Source organism: Streptomyces sp. NPDC007264 (assembly GCF_042869095.1).
Lineage (GTDB): Bacteria > Actinomycetota > Actinomycetes > Streptomycetales > Streptomycetaceae > Streptomyces.
On record NZ_JBIAFD010000008.1, the window covers coordinates 291,892 to 305,039 of the forward strand.

Annotated in this window: 12 protein-coding genes and 2 pseudogenes; 4 read left to right on the plus strand and 10 right to left on the minus strand. The window is 72.7% G+C overall.

All coding sequences use genetic code 11. The features are described from left to right. Positions 1–34 precede the first annotated feature (34 nt). Positions 35–1,195, minus strand: a complete 1,161-nt coding sequence (gene glgA / locus ACFYMU_RS16710) for a glycogen synthase (protein ID WP_388373397.1) — start codon at positions 1,193–1,195, stop codon at positions 35–37. Between the two features lie 79 nt (positions 1,196–1,274). After that, positions 1,275–2,159 (minus strand): (2Fe-2S)-binding protein, encoded by an 885-nt coding sequence (locus ACFYMU_RS16715; protein WP_388373399.1) that lies wholly within the window; start codon positions 2,157–2,159, stop codon positions 1,275–1,277. A gap of 229 nt (positions 2,160–2,388) precedes the next feature. Here ACFYMU_RS16715 and ACFYMU_RS16720 point away from each other — a divergent pair, with 229 nt between their 5' ends. Then, complete coding sequence (locus ACFYMU_RS16720) at positions 2,389–3,501, plus strand: DMT family transporter (RefSeq protein WP_388373401.1); 1,113 nt, start codon at positions 2,389–2,391, stop codon at positions 3,499–3,501. 24 nt (positions 3,502–3,525) lie between these two features. Here ACFYMU_RS16720 and ACFYMU_RS16725 read toward each other — a convergent pair. Then, positions 3,526–4,296 (minus strand): annotated as a pseudogene (locus ACFYMU_RS16725) (peptidoglycan DD-metalloendopeptidase family protein); the annotation flags it as partial. 144 nt (positions 4,297–4,440) lie between these two features. Then, positions 4,441–4,788, minus strand: a pseudogene (locus ACFYMU_RS16730) (transglycosylase family protein); the annotation flags it as partial. Positions 4,789–5,071: 283 nt separating this feature from the next. On the opposite strand from ACFYMU_RS16730, the gene gndA reads away from it, so the two are divergent. After that, positions 5,072–6,511 carry an NADP-dependent phosphogluconate dehydrogenase gene (gene gndA / locus ACFYMU_RS16735; protein ID WP_388373403.1) on the plus strand — a complete coding sequence of 480 codons (1,440 nt, stop codon included), beginning with the start codon at positions 5,072–5,074 and terminating at the stop codon, positions 6,509–6,511. Between the two features lie 761 nt (positions 6,512–7,272). Here the strand turns inward: gndA and ACFYMU_RS16740 are convergent. Then, positions 7,273–8,007: an aspartate/glutamate racemase family protein gene (locus ACFYMU_RS16740; protein ID WP_388373404.1), complete on the minus strand. Its 735-nt coding sequence runs from the start codon at positions 8,005–8,007 to the stop codon at positions 7,273–7,275. Between the two features lie 25 nt (positions 8,008–8,032). Further along, positions 8,033–8,452 carry an aspartate 1-decarboxylase gene (gene panD, locus ACFYMU_RS16745; RefSeq protein WP_388373406.1) on the minus strand — a complete coding sequence of 140 codons (420 nt, stop codon included), beginning with the start codon at positions 8,450–8,452 and terminating at the stop codon, positions 8,033–8,035. An 884-nt stretch (positions 8,453–9,336) separates the two neighbouring features. Between panD and ACFYMU_RS16750 the strand changes: the two genes are divergently transcribed. Both ACFYMU_RS16750 and ACFYMU_RS16755 read left to right on the plus strand, forming a co-directional pair. Beyond that, complete coding sequence (locus ACFYMU_RS16750; protein WP_388373407.1) at positions 9,337–9,864, plus strand: hypothetical protein; 528 nt, start codon at positions 9,337–9,339, stop codon at positions 9,862–9,864. 444 nt (positions 9,865–10,308) lie between these two features. Next, positions 10,309–10,647, plus strand: a complete 339-nt coding sequence (locus tag ACFYMU_RS16755) for a hypothetical protein (RefSeq protein ID WP_388373409.1) — start codon at positions 10,309–10,311, stop codon at positions 10,645–10,647. Positions 10,648–10,794: 147 nt separating this feature from the next. Here the strand turns inward: ACFYMU_RS16755 and ACFYMU_RS16760 are convergent, their stop codons facing one another. The 4 genes from ACFYMU_RS16760 to ACFYMU_RS16775 form a co-directional block, all read right to left on the minus strand. After that, positions 10,795–11,454 (minus strand): nucleotidyl transferase AbiEii/AbiGii toxin family protein, encoded by a 660-nt coding sequence (locus tag ACFYMU_RS16760; RefSeq protein ID WP_388373411.1) that lies wholly within the window; start codon positions 11,452–11,454, stop codon positions 10,795–10,797. After that, the gene (locus ACFYMU_RS16765) at positions 11,451–11,813 is read right to left on the minus strand and encodes a hypothetical protein (RefSeq protein ID WP_388373412.1); all 363 of its coding nucleotides are present in this window, start codon (positions 11,811–11,813) and stop codon (positions 11,451–11,453) included. Before ACFYMU_RS16765 ends, ACFYMU_RS16760 begins: the two co-directional genes overlap by 4 nt. 128 nt (positions 11,814–11,941) lie before the next feature. Then, a complete protein-coding gene (locus ACFYMU_RS16770) occupies positions 11,942–12,196 on the minus strand; it encodes a hypothetical protein (RefSeq protein ID WP_388373414.1) in 255 nt (84 codons plus the stop codon). Positions 12,197–12,391: 195 nt separating this feature from the next. Then, positions 12,392–12,796, minus strand: coding sequence for a DUF302 domain-containing protein (locus tag ACFYMU_RS16775; protein WP_388373415.1), 405 nt, complete (start codon positions 12,794–12,796; stop codon positions 12,392–12,394). Between the last annotated feature and the right edge of the window lie 352 nt (positions 12,797–13,148).

Below are 13,148 nucleotides of genomic sequence, written 5' to 3' on the forward strand. Positions count from 1 at the left end.
CCGCCCCTCTACGCCCGGTTGTGCCGCTCTCCGCTCACTGTGACCGCCCCTGCGCGAGGACGCCCTCGTACAGGCGAACCGTGCGGCGGGCCACCGTGTCCCAGCCGAACTCCCGTGCCGCCCGCTCGCGTCCGGCCTCGCCCATGGCCCCGGCCGCCGCCGGATCGCCGAGGACGGAGTCGAGCGCGCGGGCGAGGTGTTTCTCGAAGTCGTCGTCCACGTCGACCAGCAGACCGGTACGGCCGTCGTCCACGACCTCCGGGATGCCGCCGGTGCGCGAGGCCACGACGGCCGTGCCGCAGGCCATGGCCTCCAGGTTGACGATGCCGAGCGGCTCGTAGACCGACGGGCAGACGAACACGGCGGCGTGGGTCAGGAGCTGGATCACGTCCGGGCGCGGCAGCATCTTCGGGATCCAGTGGACACCCGCCCGGCTCCTGCTCAACTCCCGGAAGAGCTCGCGGAACTCCTGGTCGATCTCGGGGGTGTCCGGGGCGCCCGCGCACAGCACGACCTGCGCCGCCGGGTCGATGTCCCGTGCCGCGCGCAGCAGATGCGGCACGCCCTTCTGGCGGGTGATGCGGCCGACGAACAGGACATAGGGCCGACCGGGGTCGACGCCGAGGCGGGAGAGGACGTCCGTGCCGTGGTCCGGCCGGTAGAGGCTGGTGTCGATGCCGTTGTGCACGACGTGGACCCTCGCCGGGTCGAGGGCCGGATAGCAGCCCAGGATGTCGTCGCGCATGGCGCCGGAGACGGCGACCACGGCGTCCGCGGCCTCGATCGCGGTGCGCTCGGCCCAGCTGGAGAGGGCGTATCCACCGCCGAGTTGCTCGGCCTTCCAGGGGCGCAGCGGCTCCAGCGAGTGGGCGGTCATCACGTGCGGGATGCCGTACAGCAGCTTGCCGAGGTGGCCGGCGAGGTTCGCGTACCAGGTGTGCGAGTGGACCAGTTCACGGCCCTGGAGGGCGGCGGCGACGGACAGGTCCACGGAGAAGGTGCGCAGTGCGTCGTTGGCGGTGTCGAGGGCCGGCCACGACCGGTGGCGCACGACGCCGCCCGTGCCGCCCTCGCCCCAGCAGTGCACGTCCAGCTCGACGAGGGAACGCAACTCCCGGGCGAGGAACTCGACGTGGACGCCGGCGCCGCCGTACACGTCCGGCGGGTACTCCCGGGTCAGCAGTCCCACACGCACCCGCAACCCCCTGTCGCAGCGCCTGGCCGATTCCCACATGGTCACCCAGATACGGCGGTTGCGGAAGACCACCCCCGGGTCAGCCGCGACCGGGCGGCCTCTCGAAGCAGCAGTCCCCGCACAGGCCGCCCCCGGACAGCCGGTAGTAGAGGCAGCAGCTGCGGCGGCGGCCGGTGGCCGGGTCCAGGCTGCGGGACAGATCGGGGTGTGCGAACGGCCCGGCGGCCAGGGCCGGTGCCCGCCGCGCCACGTCGGTGCGGCCGCTCTCCCCCGCCCACCGGGCGAGCATGCGCACGCTGCCCGCCAGGGCGGAGCCCGCGTTGCCCCGCAGCAGGCCCGCCGAGAGGCGGTACCGGGCGGTCAGGGCAGCCGCGAGCGGCACGAGATGTCCCTCGCGCACGACCGCGTCGAGCGACTCGGCGGGCAGCGCACGGACCTCTCCCAGCCACAGGTCGTCCGGCGCGCCGGCGTCCGGGTCCCAGTGGAGCAGGCGGGGGTCGAGGTCGGGTACCCACCCGTGGAGGGCCGCGCAGCCCAGGGCGACGGACCAGAGCCGGGCCACCAGTCCCTGGTGGGCGATGGAGGCGGCGACGCGGGCCTCCGGTGCGTGGAGGCTCCGCGCGACCTTGCGGACGCGGAAGGCCAACGGGTCCGCGCGGAGCATCCAGGCGCCGGAGGGACCGTCGGGCGGTCCGGACGGCACGGGCGGCACGGGCGGTCCGGACGGCACGGGCGGCACGGGCGGTCCGGACGGCATGGGCGGTCCGGACGGCACGGGCGGCACGGGCGGTCCGGACGGCATGGGCGGTCCGGACGGCACGGGCGCATACGCCTGCGCCAGGGTCGGTAGGGGGCCTCGCGGCGGCGCACCGGTGCGCAGGGCGAAGAAGCCGCCGAGGGCGCCGAGCGCGGCGAGGTCGCGAAGGCGGCCGGCGTCGGGGTCGAGTTCGGGGTCCAGGTCCACGAAGGCCAGTAGTACCAAGGCCCCTAGGGGCTCGCACCCGGGGGGACACCTCACCTGTCACCCCTCTTGGGGAGGAGGGGACGACAGGCGTACTCCATCGGCAGTATGACCCAATGCGTGCTCAGGGACGACGACGGGGAACAGTCGTTCGCGGCAAGGTGTTGATTATGGAAGCCGACCGTTCGCCGCGCCGGGCCCCACGCCCCGGCCGCCCGCAGAGGAGCCGCTCATGAGCGCCCTCGCGTTGTCCGTGCTGCTGTCCTTCGTCTCCGCCGTCGCGTACGCGGGCGGGGCGATCGCGCAGGAGCAGGTCGCCGTGTCCTCGCCGTGCCGGGCGTACGCGCCCCTGCGCCGGCTGGGCTGGTGGGCAGCCGTGGTCCTGAACGGTGTCGGCGGGCTGCTGCACGTGGTGGCCCTCGCCTACGGTCCTCTCAGCCTGGTCCAGCCGCTGGGCGCGCTGACCATCGTGTTCGCGCTGCCGATGGCGGCGCTGTTCGTGGGCCGCCGGGCCGGGGCGACGGCCTGGCGCGGCGCCGTCATGGCGACCGTGGGCCTGGCGGGGCTGCTGTCCCTGGTCGGTGCCGCCGACGCCCAGTCCCTGAGCGGCACCCAGCGGGTGCTGGTGGCCCTCGTCACCGCCGGTGGCGTCGTGGCGCTGATGGTCGCGGGCCGGGCTGCGCACCGTCATCCGGCGGTGCGCAGCGTGCTGCTGGCGGTCGCGTCCGGTGTCGCGTTCGGCATGTCGTCGGTGTTCACCAAGACGGTCGCGGTCGACTGGACGGACGGCGTCTCCTTCGGGGATCTGCCGAGCCTGGCGGTGATAGGCGTCTTCGCGACGGCCGGCATGCTGCTGTCGCAGGCCTCCTACCGGGGCGCCGGCCTGGCGGCGCCGCTCGCCACACTGACGGTCGTGAACCCGGTGCTGGCCGCCGCCGTCGGCATCACCATGTTCGGCGAGACGTTCCGCCACGGCACCGCGGGCACCGTCCTCGCCCTGGGGTGCGGTGTCGTCGCCGCGGGCGGTCTGATCCTGCTGACCACCGAGCGGATCGGCGGCGAGGGGCGTGCCGCGGTGGCCACCGGGACCGCCGCAGGAACCGCGGCGCAGACCGTCCCCGGGCCGGATCCCGCCGCCCGGGAGGTGCTGTCCGCGGTGCCCGCGCCGGCGACCGCACCGGCCCAGGAAGAGGTGCTGGTACCGGCACCGGTCCCGCAGGGCGCGTACGAGCGCTGGGAGCCGGACGGCCGCGACGGGCCCTCGCTCCCGTACGGCCCCTTCTACGGCGGGCCGTTCGTACCGGTGCCCTCGCTGAACCGGCACCGCACCCGTGTCAGGTCCTGACCGTCGGCTTCCCCGGCGCATGCGTCAGAGCCTGACGCCGCCGGCCCTCAGATAGGCGACGGGATCGACGTCGCTGCCGAATCCGGGCCCCGTCCGCACCTCGAAGTGCAGATGCGGGCCGGTGCTGTTGCCCGTGGAACCGGAGCGCCCGATGCGCTGGCCGGCCGTGACGCTCTGCCCGTCCCTGACGGAGATCGCCGAGAGATGGGCGTACTGCGTGTAGCGTCCGTCGCCGTGCCGGACGACCACCTGGTAGCCGAACGAGCCGCCCCAGCCGGCGCTGACGACGTGTCCGGCCGCCACCGCCTTCACGGACGTACCGGTGGGCACGGGGAAGTCGACACCGGTGTGGTAGCCCTTCGACCAGGAGGAGCCCTCGGCGTGGTACGGCGTGCCCGGCGCGGCGGCCACCGGTGCGACCAGGGAGTGCGTGGTGGCGGAGTGACCCGAAGTGGTCTTCCGGGTGGGCGGCTTGGGCGAGGTGGGCTTCGGCGCGATGGTCCTGGGCGAGGTGGTCCTGGGCGAGGTGGTCCTGGGCGAGGCGTGGCTCCGTGCCGGGTGCGGCTCGGTGGGCGCCGGGGTCCCGGCCCGCAGATGCAGCCGCTGGCCGGGCAGGATCAGGTCCGGGTCCGTGCCGACCGTCGTGCGGTTGGCCGCGTACAGCCGCTGCCAGCCGCCCTCGACGTGGTGGGACGCGGCGATGCCGGAGAGCGTGTCGCCGCGCACGACGGTGTACATCTCGGCGGTGCCGGCCTGCGACTGGGGCGTGGTCTGCGGTTTCACATCGCGCACCGAGCGCTTGGCGCTCTGCGGGGTCCCCGACGTGCGGGCGCCGGCCGGAGTGGCGCCGGTGGAGCGGGTGAGACCGGCGTGCTCGGAGCAGACCGGCCAGGCGTGGGGTCCCTGCCCCTGGAGGACCTTCTCGGCCACGGCGATCTGCTGGTCCCTGGTGGCCTGATCCGCGCGCCGGGCGTAGGCCGTGCCGCCGTACGCCTCCCAGGTGGACCGGGTGAACTGCAGTCCCCCGTAGTAGCCGTTGCCCGTGTTGATGCTCCAGTCGCCGCTCGACTCGCAGGCGGCGACCTTGTTCCAGGTGTCGATGTCGGCCGCGTGCGCGACGCCCGCGCCGATCAGCGGGAGGGCCATGCCGGCGCCGCCCGCCGTGACGGTGAGCGAGGCGCGGTTGATCCTTGTCGGCTGATACCGGCGGTGCCGGCCCCGTACGGCCATGGAAGCCCCCTCGACATGCGTCAGGAGCGGCAAACGTAACCGTCGCGAACAGGCCATGACAAGGCGGCAACCGGCCGCTCCACGACACCAACGGGCCCGGAACCGCCCCCTGTTGGCGCGGCCGGTCAAGCGCCGGCCGCCGGCTCGGGTGGGGCGGGGGGTGCGGGTGCGACCGTACGGGCGTGCTCCGCACCGGGAGGTCCGGGTGTGCGGTGGGTGTACCGGCACGTAAGGATGGTCACCGGGCGATACTGACGGACACCACCCTCACCGCCCCTGTCGACGATGTTGTCAGGACGAACCGGCACAGCCGATTCCAGGACCCCAGGAGCCAACCCCCATGAGCACTTCAGCCCAGATCGGCGTCACCGGCCTCGCGGTCATGGGCCGCAACCTTGCCCGCAACTTCGCGCGCAACGGCTACACGGTCGCCCTCCACAACCGCACCGTGGCGCGGACGCACGACCTCGTGAAGGAGTTCGGGCACGAGGGGGACTTCGTGGCGACCGAGACCGCGGAGGAGTTCGTGGCGGCGCTGGAGCGGCCCCGGCGTCTGATCATCATGGTGAAGGCGGGTGGGCCGACCGACGCGGTGATCCAGGAGTTCGCCCCGCTCCTCGAACCCGGCGACATGATCATCGACGGCGGCAACGCGCACTTCGCGGACACCCGCCGCCGCGAGAGGGACCTGCGGGAGCGGGGCATCCACTTCGTCGGCGCGGGCATCTCCGGAGGCGAGGAGGGCGCGCTGCACGGACCGAGCATCATGCCGGGCGGCTCGGCCGAATCGTACGCGTCCCTCGGGCCGATGCTGGAGAAGATCTCCGCGAAGGCCGCGGACGGGGCGCCGTGCGTGACCCACGTCGGTCCCGACGGTGCCGGGCACTTCGTGAAGATGGTCCACAACGGCATCGAGTACGCCGACATGCAGCTCATCGGCGAGGCGTACCAACTGCTGCGCGACGTCGCGGGCCACTCCCCCGCGCGGATCGCGGAGATCTTCCGCACCTGGAACACCGGCCGCCTGGACTCGTACCTGATCGAGATCACGGCGGAGGTGCTCTCCCACGTGGACGCGGCGACGGGCAAGCCGTTCGTGGACGTGGTCCAGGACCGGGCGGAGCAGAAGGGAACGGGCCGCTGGACCGTCCAGATCGCGCTCGACCTGGGTGTGCCGGTGTCGGGCATCGCGGAGGCGGTGTTCGCCCGCTCGCTGTCCGGGCACGCGGCGCTGCGCGAGGCGTCGCGGGGCCTGGCCGGCCCGCAGGCCGCGCCGCTGGGCGAGGAGGGGGCCGCGGCCTTCACGGACGGCGTGGAGCAGGCGCTGTACGCGTCGAAGATCGTGTCGTACACGCAGGGCTTCCACGAGATCGCGGCGGGCAGCGAGGAGTACGGCTGGGACATCGACCTCGGCAAGGTGGCCTCCATCTGGCGCGGCGGCTGCATCATCCGCGCCGCGTTCCTCGACCGCATCCGCGCCGCGTACGACGCCCGCGCGGACCTGCCGAGCCTGCTGTCGGACGAGACGTTCGCGCAGGAGATCGCGGCGGCCCAGGACGACTGGCGCGAGGTCCTCGTCGAGGCGACCCGCCAGGGCGTCCCGACACCCGGTTTCTCCGCCGCGCTCGCCTACTACGACGCCCTGCGCGCCGAGCGGCTGCCCGCCGCGCTCACCCAGGGACAGCGCGACTTCTTCGGGGCGCACACCTACCGGCGGACGGACCGCGAGGGCTCGTTCCACACGCTGTGGGGCGGCGACCGGTCGGAGATCGAGGCGTAGGAAGCACGCGAGGGCACGACCGCGCGGCGGGCCTCGGTACGGGGTCCCGCCGCGCCTCCGTGCCCGGGGCTGCGGCCGCCGCTGCGGGGGCGGGTGCGACGGGTCGAGGCGACCTGCGGGTATGGCTGCGATGGATCGGCGGGGGCTGCGGAGGCTCGCGTTGCAGGCACCGTGGAGCGGGTCCGGTCGGAGGTCGAGGCGCAGGGAGCGACGGCACGACGGCACGGTGGACCTCGGTACGGGGTCCCGCCGCGCCTCCGTGCCCGGGGCTGCGGCCGCCGCTGCGGGGGCGGGTGCGGCGGGTCGACGGGTCGACGGGGGCTGCGGGCGTCACGCCGGTGCGGGCCGCCTCGGCGGCCGTGGCCGGCGGCCTGGCCGGGCCTCACTTCAGGGGCGGTCCCGGTTCGGGCTCCGGGACGGGTTCCGGGCCCGGCGGTTCGGGGATCGGGGACGGGGGCGGCTCCGGAGCCGGCCGGGGCTCCGGGTTCGGTTCCGGCCCGGGCTCCGGGCGGTCGGGGCCGGGACCCGGAGCCGGGCCCGGGCCCGGGCCGGGAGGCGTGGGCCCCGGCGCCGGGGGCACGGGTTCCGGTTCTGGTGCGGGGCCCGGTTCGGGGACCGGCTCCGGCCCCGGAGTCGGCCCCGGCCCGGGTGGCCGCCCCGGCTGTACGGGATCGGGGAGCGGGCGCGTCATCGTGTCCTCCAGCCAGTTGCTGCGTCGGCCCTGGACTCCTCCCCCGGGTACCCGGCCGCCGCACGGAAACTCACCCCGTCGCGGGACCGGGTGGGGCCGGCCGGCCCCCTGCCGCCGGAGGACGCCCGGCGCGCGTGGAGCCAAGAGCCGCAGTCGCAGCCGCCGCCGCGGCTGCCGCCGCCAGTCCCGGCCGGGGGCTGGACAGCACCGGCACGGTGGCGGTGGTCAGCTGCTGCGCCGGCGCCATCGACGCCTGGGCCAGGACGATCACATCGGCGTCCGTGACCGTGTCCGCGGCCTCGGCCACCGCGCGGACGTAGCCCTCGGCGTCCCCCGCCAGGAACCGGTCCCACGCGCCCTCCACCAGCAGGGTGCGCACCTCGACCGCGCGTCCGGCGGCCTCCTCCCGGACCAGCGCGACCGTCGGCCCCAGGGTGCTCTCCACGGTGGCGAGCACCATGACGCGGGAGCCCGCCGCCACCGCGGCGGCGGCCATCGGCCGGTCCACGCGCAGCACGGACACGCCGACGGCGGTGCGCTCGGCGACCGCGCCGATGGTCGAGCAGGTGCACAGCACGGCGCCGGCGCCCGCCGCGGCCGCCTCGCCGAGGAGGCGCCGGACGTCGTCGGCCACGGCCGCGGGGCCCTCCTCACGCGCCCGGTCCAGGAGGTCCGGGGCCACCAGGTGCCTCAGCCCCAGCCCGGGATGGGCCTCGTCGCGCAGGGCCTCGAAGACCGGGATGTGCACGGGCGAGGTGTGCAGCAGGGCGAGTGTGCCCTCGTAGGGAGACGTCGAAGGAGTCATCGGACGCGCCGTCGTCCCGGCGTGGTCAGACCCCGACGGCCTGCGGGCTGCGCTCCTGGTCCGAGCCCGGCACCGGCGCGGACGGGTCGGCTCCGAGGGCCACGATCCGGTTGTCACCGTCCACGTGCACCACCCGCGGCTTCAGGGACCGCGCCTCGGCGTCGGAGACCTGGGCGTAACTGATGATGATCACCAGGTCACCGGTGTGGACGAGATGGGCCGCGGCCCCGTTGATCCCGATGACGCCCGACCCGCGCTCCCCCTCGATGACGTAGGTCTCCAGGCGGGCGCCGTTGGTGATGTCCACGATGTGGACGAGCTCGCCGGGCAGCAGGTCGGCGGCGTCGAGAAGATCCGCGTCGATGGTCACCGAGCCGACGTAGTGCAGGTCGGCCTGGGTGACGGTGGCACGGTGGATCTTGGACTTGAACATGGTGCGCAGCATGTCGAAACTCCTGGAAGACGGCTCCCTGCCTGCTTTGTGCAGGTCAAGGGCGGTCTCGACTGTACACCGGGACACGCCGGTCAAGAATTGTGAGGAACATCGCTCCGCTCGGGCGAGACGGCTTCACGCCTGGGCTTTCACGCCGCACCGGCGCCTGTTCAGGCAACCCTCCGGGAAAGCCCGGCGACTCATGCTGACCGGATGCTGACTTACCTGATGAGCCGTCAAAGGTGCGGGAGACCACTCTGGACACGGACGACGTGCGTCCACGCACCGACCTGTCGGGCACCGACATCGCTCTGGTTCGTGGAACACGGTTCCCTTTGTCCGTCGGCCGGTCGGCGCTCGACCGCCCCAGAAGCAGGCTCGCTGCCTGCCGCCCGCCCGACGCCCCTCGGCAGCGTGGGACTCGCAAGCGAGGCGGGGCCAAGGCGCCGGCTTCGGCCCGCCCGGGCCGAAGTCCAGGCCACGCGCCGCTGCGCACTTGCGTGCGCCGCCCCTCTCTTCCGTACGGTCCAGCCAATGGCGAACCGCCCTCGCACACCGTGAAGGAGAGCCGTTGAAGCCGACCGAGGAAGTGCTCCAGGACCTGACCCGGTCCTCGAACGTTTCCGTCCACTCCGACGACGCGCTCGTCGGGAAGGTGAAGGCCGCCATCGCAGCGGACGACGAGAAGCGGAAGGAGAATGAGGACAAGCCGCTCCGCCGGAAGCCCACCCTCGTCCCGATCCTGCCGACGGAGCTGCCCCGGCAGTTCCGAGTGACCCTCTGGGACGTGCTCCACATCCTCGCCCGGGCCACTGCCCTGTCATGGCGTGGTGCGGGCCGGGGGCTGGCGGAGCCGGGAAGCGAACCGGAACGCCCCGCCGTTCCAGGCGAACGTGATGCCGGACATCCACCCGTCGGCCGAGGGCCTGGTGGCACCGGAGCCCGTACGGGGCTGCCACGTGCAGCCGAAGGACTACGCCTGGTTCCAGGAGTCCCTGGCCCACACCACCGCGGCGGGCCTCATGGCTTTCACCGGCTCCGGCCACGCCACCGCCCGCCACCTGACCGACCGGCAGGGCCGCAAACGCTTCACCGGCCTCGAACACGCGGCCAGCATGAGCATCCAGGACGCCGCCCACACCCTATTCGGCAACGAGTACGTCGGCACCGACCACGTCTTCCGCCTCAACGGTCCCCGCGTCGAGGCGTTCTCCGGCGTGGACGAGGAGGTCTTCCGACTCCTTGCCAGGGGCGACGTCGAGGAGTACCGCGTCCTCGTCCACGCGAGCCGCGGCGTCCGCCCCCGCCTCGCCTTCGACAAGAACTGGGGCGGCCCCGTCTCCGTCCACGCTGACGGCTCCGTCTTCGCCCTGCGACTGCTGCCGGGGCAGAACGAGGAACCCTGCGCATACTCGTCTCGCTGACGCGCCTCTGAGACGACAGGTCCGTCCGGACGGCCTCTGGGCGGACGACCAAACCACCTGACGGCCAGGAGCTTGGGCCTCGACTCGCGGTGACGGTGTAGGCGCGGGCGATGCAGCGCATGGCCTCGCTCACCCTCCCCGAAAGTTCCACCAGACGTCTGCCCCGGTATCGGCGATGGGCTTCTCGTGGTCAATCGTGGTGGCCGCGGAACGACCGCAGTAGACACACAAGCCCCGATGCGCCGTCAGGACCATGAGCCACTGCCATGTCCTCTGCTTGCCTCGCTCTCCGCGCCGGATCTCGTCCATCACACCCCCTCCGTTGCCGCAGGCTGATCAACGGCGATCGCAGGAGGCGGCACTGACAACCGAAGGGCGAGCCGGACGTCGCGGTGGACGTCCCCGCTCCCCGCCTCCGAGGCGGCGCGCGGGGATGCGGACTACATGGCTGCCCGGGACGCCATGGTAGCGATTCTGAAGGGGTGGGCCCGAGAGGGCCGGACCGACACCTACAAGGCGCTCAGCGAGGCCGTGGCACCGGAGCACCGGGTCCACTACCACGGCCGGATGATGTCGCTTCTGCTGGCAGACGTCTGCCGCCGGGACAGCACCGGTCCTGAGCCGATGCTGTCAGCACTCGTAGTCAATGGATCCAGCCGAAAGCCTTCCGACCAATTCTTCGAGCTGGCCGTGACCGAGTTCCACCGTCGGGACCCGGACTGGACATGGGAGCGGGAACGGGATGCAGTGTTTGACCGTTACCGCAGCCCGGTTGCGCCGTGAGTCCACTGCGGAGTATCACTCAACCGACCTGCACATCCGCCGTGCAGGGCAGCCACCACCGTGGACGGCTCCGGGTCGGACCCTGCTGGCTGTACCGCATCCTCTCGTTGCCACGGTGGTAGATGGGGATGGACGCGTGACCGCCTCTCAGGCGTTCTCGTCATGAATCCGCGCGCCTAGATCCTCCGCCCACGCCAGCGCCCACGCCTTGAGTTCTTCGATCTGCTGGGAGGTGAGCCCGTACGCGGTGTAGTCCTCATCCTCGTACCAGTCCGCGCCGACGAGCCGGTCCCGGAGGTCTTCGAGGCTGAACTCGTCGTGGGCGCGACGGCGGCCCAGGGATTCGAGCTCGGCGGTGGAGCGGTGGCGGGAGGCAGCCTGGACGTCGATGAGGTCGCGGACGGTGCCGCGGTCAGCGAGGGCACGGACCTTGGTGCCGATCACGTCGTCGAGGGAAAGAACGGGGCCGTAGGGGGTCTGGGCGGGCGGAGCCCAGAACGCCTCCTTGAGGACGTCCACCTCGCACTCCTCGCCGGTGTACGGATCGGTGACGAGGAACCGGCCGCTGAGCGGATCGGTCCGGACGTGCGTGGTCCGCCATCCGCGCGCGCTGAGACCTGCTGTGAGTGAGGCGACGATCTCCTGCATCGGAGCGGGGTTCTCAGTGGCGACGTCGAGGTCGCGGCTGAAGCGTTCGACCAGGCCGTGGGCCTGCACGGCGTATCCGCCGGTGAGGACCGGAGGGTAGGGGGAGCCGAGATCGAGGATGTCAGCGAGGAGACGCTCGTGGAGCGGAGTGAGCTTCACGCGGCGGTCGTGTCGGCCGGAGCGGTGCGGAGCAGCTCGGGGAAGGCGTCCTCCCAGACCTCGCGGATGTAGGGACTGATCAAGCGCCGCAGCACAGGCCACTGCTCGATGAGCAGCCGATGGTGAAGGAGGGCCACCAGGTCCTCACTCAGTCCTTCGGCTAGAACGGTCCGGTAGAGCGTCATGCGGGACTTCGGCCGGTCCAGGCTGTAGTTCGTCCGCCCGGACCAGACGATGTGGAGCGGCAGGTCCACATTGCCCTCGACAGGGCCGGCCAGCTCCTGCAAGCGCTCGGGCAGTCGGCTGCGGTACCGGTGCCGCAGCACCTCGGCGCGGGGGGCGGTGATCGTCGCGTCCATGCATCCAGTATCGCTGCTGGAAGGCGGCGGCATGGCGGATACGGGGCGCCGCTGACGTACGTACGGGTCGGGCGCCACCCGCCCTTCCCTCGGCCATCTCACCCAGTGGGCGCTCAGCACATCACGGCCTACCCGTGCAGCCCCCAGGTGGCGCGGCAACCGGCTGCCCTGCAGACCTGGGACCAGCCCTGCTCGCGGGCGCGGGTGATCGTGACGCAGCAGGTCACGCGGAGGGCCGCCGCGGTGGAGTCGGCTGCGGCTTCGGTCTCGGTGTCGGGAACGACGACGGTGCCGAAGCCGAGACCCATGACGCCGGTGCAGTGAACGAGAAGGACAGCGGGGCGGGCGAGGTCGCGGTAGCGGCCGGAGGGGGCAGGCGGCATCCCAAGGCACGCCGCTTTGACCCGAACGCAGCCCACTCGCTCAGGATCCATGCCGCGGACGAGCTGTCGAGTCACGCAGCGGACCTCCCGAGCGGGAGCCAGACACCTGCGTCCAGGTCCCCCGTCATGGCGGTCACCACGACGAGACAGCTCCGCCGACTGCCGCGCAGCACCACAGCAGGCGGGGCCCGCCCGTCACCGTTCCGCAACGGTCCCTCTGAGGGAGGCCAGGGCGGCGTCGAGGCGGCGGGTGGCTTCATCCGCGACCGGGCGGAGCGCGTCGAGGCCGGTCAGGGCAACCATCGTCTGCGGGTCGAGGGCCTGTACAACGGTGTGGTCGCCGTCCGCGCGGACGACCACGTTGCACGGCAGGAGCAGGCCGATGGTGCGGTCCGTCGCAAGAGCCTGATGGGCAAGCGGCGGGTTGCAGGCGCCGAGAATGACGTAGTCCTCCATATCCTCGTCGAGTTTGGCCTTGAGGGTGGCGGTGACGTCGATCTCGGTGAGGACGCCGAAGCCCTGTTCGCCGAGGGCCTCGCGGACCCGCGTGACGGCGGTGGCGAAGTCGGTCTCGAGGTACACCGTGCGGTCGTAGGTCATGGATCGGCCCCTCCTGTCGGCTGGTCCGGCACAGACGAGTATCCGGCCGCAGGTCAGGCATGCATGAGCTGCTCGCCGGGGTCTTCCCTTGCCTCTTCGGGCCTGCCGGGGTGCCGACTGCGGTCGGGGTCACGCTGGTACTCGTCGGCGGCGGCAGCGCGTTCACCATGGCGGGCCGTCGCGCCGGTCGGAAGGCTCGATCGCCCTGGTTCACCCGATCCAGTGATCACGGATGCGAGAGGCAGCCTGCCGGAGGAAAGCCGCGCGGCGCCAGAAGTTCGGGAAGTGCGGAAGCTCGAACCCCGTCTCTCATCTCGGACAGGGTGAGCATTCGGCCTCACCGACGAGAACG

Coding starts and splice junctions, on each gene's coding strand:
- ACFYMU_RS16720 (WP_388373401.1), top strand. CDS start 2,389: ATGAGCGCCCTCGCGTTGTCCGTGCTGCTGTCCTTCGTCTCCGCCGTC.
- gndA (WP_388373403.1), top strand. CDS start 5,072: ATGAGCACTTCAGCCCAGATCGGCGTCACCGGCCTCGCGGTCATGGGC.
- ACFYMU_RS16740 (WP_388373404.1), bottom strand. CDS start 8,007: ATGACTCCTTCGACGTCTCCCTACGAGGGCACACTCGCCCTGCTGCAC.
- panD (WP_388373406.1), bottom strand. CDS start 8,452: ATGCTGCGCACCATGTTCAAGTCCAAGATCCACCGTGCCACCGTCACC.
- ACFYMU_RS16750 (WP_388373407.1), top strand. CDS start 9,337: ATGCCGGACATCCACCCGTCGGCCGAGGGCCTGGTGGCACCGGAGCCC.
- ACFYMU_RS16755 (WP_388373409.1), top strand. CDS start 10,309: ATGGCTGCCCGGGACGCCATGGTAGCGATTCTGAAGGGGTGGGCCCGA.
- ACFYMU_RS16765 (WP_388373412.1), bottom strand. CDS start 11,813: ATGGACGCGACGATCACCGCCCCCCGCGCCGAGGTGCTGCGGCACCGG.
- ACFYMU_RS16770 (WP_388373414.1), bottom strand. CDS start 12,196: ATGCCGCCTGCCCCCTCCGGCCGCTACCGCGACCTCGCCCGCCCCGCT.
- ACFYMU_RS16775 (WP_388373415.1), bottom strand. CDS start 12,796: ATGACCTACGACCGCACGGTGTACCTCGAGACCGACTTCGCCACCGCC.